Origin of the sequence: Nostoc sp., assembly GCF_036917675.1 — a bacterium.
Lineage (GTDB): Bacteria > Cyanobacteriota > Cyanobacteriia > Cyanobacteriales > Nostocaceae > Nostoc.
On the sequence record NZ_JBALCT010000054.1, the window covers coordinates 45,876 to 52,424 of the forward strand.

Annotated in this window: 5 protein-coding genes; all 5 read right to left on the reverse strand. The window is 43.0% G+C overall.

Features of this window, described 5'->3' with window-relative positions; all coding sequences use genetic code 11:
• Positions 1-65 precede the first annotated feature (65 nt).
• Positions 66-1,124 (reverse strand): 3-deoxy-7-phosphoheptulonate synthase, encoded by a 1,059-nt coding sequence (gene aroF / locus V7K31_RS21340; RefSeq protein ID WP_335096691.1) that lies wholly within the window; start codon positions 1,122-1,124, stop codon positions 66-68.
• Between the two features lie 278 nt (positions 1,125-1,402).
• On the reverse strand, positions 1,403-1,873 hold the full coding sequence (locus V7K31_RS21345) for a PAM68 family protein (RefSeq protein ID WP_335096692.1): 471 nt from the start codon (positions 1,871-1,873) through the stop codon (positions 1,403-1,405).
• Positions 1,874-1,885: 12 nt separating this feature from the next.
• On the reverse strand, positions 1,886-2,155 hold the full coding sequence (rpsO, locus tag V7K31_RS21350) for a 30S ribosomal protein S15 (RefSeq protein WP_196526018.1): 270 nt from the start codon (positions 2,153-2,155) through the stop codon (positions 1,886-1,888).
• 202 nt (positions 2,156-2,357) lie between these two features.
• Positions 2,358-4,712 (reverse strand): ComEC/Rec2 family competence protein, encoded by a 2,355-nt coding sequence (locus V7K31_RS21355; protein WP_335096693.1) that lies wholly within the window; start codon positions 4,710-4,712, stop codon positions 2,358-2,360.
• 620 nt (positions 4,713-5,332) lie between these two features.
• Positions 5,333-6,382 (reverse strand): glycine--tRNA ligase subunit alpha, encoded by a 1,050-nt coding sequence (gene glyQ, locus V7K31_RS21360; RefSeq protein ID WP_442941343.1) that lies wholly within the window; start codon positions 6,380-6,382, stop codon positions 5,333-5,335.
• Between the last annotated feature and the right edge of the window lie 167 nt (positions 6,383-6,549).

Genomic DNA, 6,549 nt, shown 5'->3' on the forward strand with positions numbered 1-6,549 from the left:
CAGCACTAAAGTCTTTACTACAAATTTTAATTAATTTATATCTAGCAAGAAGTGGTAACTCAATTTTAAGCTAGAGCTACTGCTGGTTGCTGCCAGCGTCCCACCGCTTTACCAATTACTGCTAATTCTTGCATCAAGTTATCGAAACGGTCTGGTGTCAGAGATTGCGGCCCATCAGATAAAGCTTTGGCAGGGTTGGGGTGAACCTCTATCATCAAGGAATCTGTGCCAGCTGCGATCGCAGCCATTGCCATTGAAGGTACAAACTCAGACCAACCTGTACCGTGGCTGGGGTCAATCATAATTGGCAGGTGAGTCAGCTTTCGCAACACTGGCACTACTGATATATCTAACGTATTCCGAGTATACTGGCGGTCAAAAGTGCGTATGCCTCGTTCACACAAGATCACATTGGGATTGCCAGCTGCCAAAATATACTCGGCTGCCATCAACCAATCTTCAATGGTAGCTGCCATTCCCCGCTTCAAGAGAACAGGTTTCGGCTGCGCTCCCACTTTTTTGAGCAAGGAGAAATTCTGCATATTCCTTGCCCCCACCTGGATCACGTCAGCAATTTCGACAATTTTATCCAGGTCAGCGGCATCCATCACTTCTGTAATAATACCTAGTCCGCTAACTTCCCGCGCCCTTGCCAACAAATCCAAAGCACTCTCGCCGTGTCCTTGGAAGGCGTAAGGTGAAGTCCGGGGTTTGTATGCCCCTCCGCGCAAAAATGTCGCTCCAGCCGTCTTGACGCGCCGCGCCGTCTCCACAATCATTTCTTCATTTTCTACGGAACAGGGACCGGCAACGACTACTAAGGGGTGGTGTTCACCAAATACCACCGCTCCATTGGGAGTATTAACGACCACCTCCGAAGCTTCGCCGTGGCGGTACTGGCGGCTGGCTCGTTTGTAAGGCTGCTCTACCCGCAATACCTGCTCAATCCAGGGGCTAAGTTCCTGAATTTGTAGTGGATCTAAGCTGGCGGTTTCACCTACTACACCAATGACTACTTTGTGTTGACCAACAATTTTTTCTGGAGTTAGCCCCCAGCTAATTAGTTCCTTATCAATGCGGTTTATTTCCGCTTCTGGGGAACCACTTTTCATTACTATAATCATCTGAAAGTTCCTGATTAATTGAGTAAATTTTTCTCTAAATGGGGTAACTTTATTGTTGCCTATTGGACTAATTACGAATAGTTAAAAACAAAATTTATTTAATTTATTTATAAAACATAGCGCTCAGTCAGTAGTTTTACTACTAAATAACTGAATACGGGGTATAAAAAGAATTATATAATTTTAATTATCAATGTTAAAGTTATAAAATTTCAACTTCAACATTCACTTCTTGATTTACCCAATACCGCAGTTACGTAATACCTGAGCGCCGTTCATTATGAGTTTTTTTGCCGAGTTTCGCGCCAAACTGCCACCATTCGTCCCCAATTGGTGTTGAACTCACGCAAACCCAGCAAACTTCCGACTTTTTCTTCATCCCAAGAGGCAGAGAGAACGCCATAAGTTATCCCTAAGACCCCCAAACCAAATAATCCCATGTTCACCAATAACACGGCGATGGGAGGTAGTTGGATGTCAGAGTAGATAGCAAGCAGATAGCTGACAACCAGGGTGCTAATGCCCAAAGCTGTTGGTACACCACAGAACCCAGCTACCCGTCGGATCATCCTCTGGCTGACTACTTGGGGAATAGTCATTTCTTCTTTGGTGTAAGGTGTTTTTCTATCAGCCTGTTTGCCAGATTCTTGTGGCTGTGCTGCTGGTTTACTTTGAGTTTTTGCGGGTTTTTGGCGCTTTTTGTTTGGTTCAAAGGGCAAGCGACTGCGTTCAGATTCTTCAGCAGACATAAGCGGTAGTCCCTATCCACGAATACCGAGGCGAGCAATCAAAGCTTGATACTTTTCCCGGCTTTCCTGTGATATGTAGGCTAGAAGACGCTTGCGCTGACCAATTAGCTTCAACAGTCCCCGCCGGGAAGAATGGTCTTTTTTATTTGCCTGGAGATGTTCGCTGAGGCGGTTAATGCGCTCAGTTAGCATGGCAACTTGGACATCGGACGAACCAGTGTCGGTTTCGTGAACTTGGTAATTGGAAATTATTTCTTGTTTCCGCAGTTGCGTGAGGGCCATGATCGATTCAATTTCTAGTTTTTCTAAATGTATGTAGCAGTCTCCCATAATATCACAGCCCTGAAGCTGGATGTGGAATCATCTTTGCTGCTACGCCTTGCACTCTAGGAGACTAAGTAAGTCAGGAGCCAGACTCCACTATCCTCTGGTGTAGACGAGGTGAATATAACCGCTTTGAATGTACTTAATTTGTGATTATTTTTTATAAAACAGATGATTTGTTTTCTGCTGCTTCAATAAAAGCCTCAAACTGACCATTTGGTGTCCATTGAATAGCTCCATCTCGGCCTGTAAAAAATAGCTTAGTTTGGCTTTTATTCAGTTCAGAGAAAGCTTTTAGATCAAAGTTAGCAGAAGAAGCGATCGCCACTTGTGGTTGCAGAGCAATAACTAAATCTTTTAATGACTCAGGCGGACACCACAGCACTTGTGGACGAGGCAAACTCCCTTTTTTAACTAGTTGCTGGACTTCTTTAGACTTGACATTACCTACTAATAACCAATTCTGATCTAGAATTTGCAATTGTAAAATGGGTAATTGGTCATTGATTAATTGCGCCATAACTGAACCAGTCTTCACAGCTTGGCCAACTACCAAACCTTGGTAGATCCCTTGATGCTGTTGTAATTCTTGTTGAATTGCTTGGCTTGCAATTGAATCTTCAGACTTGGGGGAATATTCATAAAAGTTTTTGATTGGTAAACGTTGCATTAATTCCAACCAAGCATTACTTTCATTGCCTTGGAAATCAGTTGCGATCGCCCAATTAATTTGATTTATTCCCTGCTGTTGCAAAAACGGTAGGATTGTGAAACGTCCTGTACCTTCATCGCCACTATTGATTACAGTTACTGTACCTCTATCTTGAACAATTACAATTGGTTTAGTACCAGATTCTAATACCGTTATCTTAAACAATGTATTTGTAGAATGCCAAAGGGGGATGAATACTAAAGCAATCGCAATTACATTAGCAAACCACCACCGCCGTTGCCACCAAGGGACTAGCCAAACCAGTATAATCAGTAGATAAATCACCAGAAGCTGCCAACTGGATATGCTGCCTACAGCAACAGAATTTCCTGGCAACTTGCTAAAAAATTCCACTAGTTTAATTAGCCAATCAGTAGGGTAATGCAACACCTCAGCGAGGAAGCTTCCTGCTTGAGTCCAAATTAATGCTGCGATCGCACTGATGATTCCACCGATACTAATGATCGAAATTAATGGAGTACTAGCCACATTCAGCAACAAACTATAAGATGGTACAACCCCAAAGACAAAAAGTTGCACAGGTAAAGTCCAAATAGTGGCAGCTAGGGGAACGGCAATCAAAGCAGCGATCGCAGGTGGTAGCCATGCTAGGCGGTTGACTAATGGGGATACTGTTACAACTAATCCCAGTGTTGCTAAAAAACTCAATTGAAAGCCTAAATCCCAAATCCATAGAGGATTAAACACTAATAACAGAGTTGCTGCTAATAGTAATGATCCGAACTGTTTTACCTTCCTTTTTAATAGCAAACCAACTAATGCCGCAAAACCCATAATTACGGCTCTGAGAACCGCAGGTTGAAAACCTGTTAAACTCAGGAAAATGATTAAAGCCAAAAATCCAAGGGTAAATTGCGTTCCTTTTTTTGCCCGCCTCGTTAATTGTAATATCACACTCAAAATCAAAGAAGTTTGGAACCCGGAAGCTGCTAAAGCATGAGCTAATCCGGCTTGTACAAATAAGTCGCGGATATCGTAGGGTAAATCAACAGCTTTGCTGCCTAAAACCATTGCACTGACAAGAGGCCCTTCAGGAACACCTAACCAACGAACTTGCGATCGCACAATTCGCTCCCGAATTTGCCACCATCCCCATTTACGTTCCTGATCCAAAACATTTATTTGTCGCCCAACTAGACCGGCAAACGTCCCTTCTTGCTTGAGAAACTTCTGAAAGTCAAAACCACCAGGATTGGAAGCCGCCTTTGGTTTGTACAAAATCCCAGTCACAGCAATTTGTTGACTAGGGTATAACCCAGTAGCTTGAAGTATAGGCACTGTCACATACAATTTACCTGTAACCCCTTTCGGGACACCTGCTGAACCTTTTTCATTCTTAACCTCATCTAGCTGAGTCGCTTCCAGCCAAAATTGTCCCCTCTGACTGCGAGTTAAGCGAGGATTACTCGCCACTTCCCCGCGAACAATCACAAGTTGTTCTTGATTACTGCTATTTCCAGGCGGAACGAACTGACTAATATCTTTTGCACCTGGTTGCGGCACTCGCCATTGAAGATATAGAGTTGCCAATAATCCCACTAAGCCAGCAGCTAGCCATATTCGAGGATGGGTAGTAGTTTGCCAAGTATTAGGTACTGCCTTGTTTTTGCTTCCAGTATTTTCTGGTTTTTGAGCAAGTTGCCGTGAAGTGGTGCGTCTTCTAAAAATAATTGCTCCCACTATCCCCAGAACGAAAATCCAGACACCACCCCAAGGAACTGCTGTAAATAACAACCCAAAAATGTAGCCAAGACAAATAATTACACCACTGGTTTGAACCATAAGATTTTTTGTAAAAGCACCTGACAATCCGAATTTGCAGCTGACTTAAAAATAACTAGTATACTGTGGTGGAAGTTTGCCTACCTTTAACAAGAGGATTTTGCCCCTTGTTAGGTTAATTGAGATGGTAAGCTAAAAAACATTTAATTTGCATAACCGAATTAAAGGCGTTGCTGGGCGTTGCTGAATTTGGCTATGAAATTCAAAAATCAAATATTCCAAACTCTTATTATCTGCGCCGGGAGCGCCTCTGCATGAGCTTTTCATCTCTATTAATCAGCAACGCCAAAAAATTTTTATGCTTGTGGTGAAGTATGCTCCATCAAGTTTATACAAAAAAAGCCCGCATAGGCGGGTCTTATCCTTGTAGCTTTAATGTTCTAGACTTAAGATTGAACGGTATTTCTGACCTTTAGCAATAGCCACATCATAAAGATATACCTAGCTTAAAGAATGCAAAATTAAGAATTTGCTAACCTGCGGATGCAGGTAAAGTCTCGTGTAGCCGCGACTTCTAGTTGCCCAGGCGAGTAATAAATTCAACTTTACAAACATCCTCTTACCGAGCCAGGTAACGAGTGTCTGGATGCTCTGCATCCTTTGACACATAAACTCTTCTATCAAAACAATGAAAGTATTACCCAAAGAACATAAGAGGAAATTGGAATCAAAAATAGCCAATCAATAATATATTGGTAACGAGATTTAACTCTAGATTCTGAAACAGGTTGTGGTAAGACTGGCTGTGAAACAAGTTGCTGCACGACTGACTGTAAAACAGGTGGCTGTATAACTGGTTTTAAATCTTTGAGCAACGGAAAACCTAACTTCTCCCTTTGCTCAACATATAAATGAGCTACCTTCCTAGCCAAATGCCGAATCCTGGCAATATAGCGAGTTCTCTCCGTCACCGAAATCACACCTCTCGCATCCAGCAGATTGAACGTGTGCGAACACTTCATTACATAATCTAAGCTAGGCAAAACCAATCCTCGCTCCGTTAATTGGGTAGCTTCCTGCTCATACAAATTAAATAGTGTCAGTAGCAACTCAGGATTTGATGCTTCAAAATTGTAAGTACACTGCTCAATCTCTCCTTGGAGGTAAACATCACCATAAGTAATGTTGTCCGTCCAATGAATCTTAGTAATTGCTTCCACTTCCTGGAGATACATTGTCAGCCGCTCTAACCCGTATGTAATCTCAATCGACACCGGACGGCAATCAATTCCTCCACACTGTTGGAAGTAGGTAAATTGAGTAATTTCCATCCCATCTAACCAGACTTCCCACCCAGTCCCCCAAGCTCCCACCGTCGCATCTTCCCAGTTATCCTCTACAAACCGAATATCGTGGTCTTCAGGACGAATACCTAAAGCCCTTAACGAATCAAGATAAATCTCCTGGATATTATCTGGCGACGGTTTAATCAGGACTTGATACTGATAATAGTGTTGGAAGCGGTTGGGGTTTTCGCCGTAGCGTCCATCCGTCGGGCGACGACACGGTTCAACGTAGGCAACAGCCCACGGTTCCGGTCCCAATGCTCTTAAAAATGTCTGGGGATTCTTAGTACCAGCCCCCTTCTCAATATCGTAGGGCTGGGCAATCAAGCAACCGCGATCGCCCCAAAACTCATGCAATAAACCTATTATCGACTGAAAATTCACGCTTCACCCTTCCTTACTCAGCACAGTGCATAAACCATTGTTGCCTACAACCCGGCACTGTGGGCAGTTTCAGGTGACTGAAAAACAGTCCAAAAGATTTTTGGAAAAAATAGTTGACAATATAAAGGAGGTTCGTTATATTGAATAAGTGCCTGAGAGCGAAGCCA

Excerpts from the sequence above, each read along its gene's own strand:
- aroF (WP_335096691.1), bottom strand. The coding sequence starts at position 1,124 with ATGATTATAGTAATGAAAAGTGGTTCCCCAGAAGCGGAAATAAACCGC.
- V7K31_RS21345 (WP_335096692.1), bottom strand. The coding sequence starts at position 1,873 with ATGTCTGCTGAAGAATCTGAACGCAGTCGCTTGCCCTTTGAACCAAAC.
- rpsO (WP_196526018.1), bottom strand. The coding sequence starts at position 2,155 with ATGGCCCTCACGCAACTGCGGAAACAAGAAATAATTTCCAATTACCAA.
- V7K31_RS21355 (WP_335096693.1), bottom strand. The coding sequence starts at position 4,712 with ATGGTTCAAACCAGTGGTGTAATTATTTGTCTTGGCTACATTTTTGGG.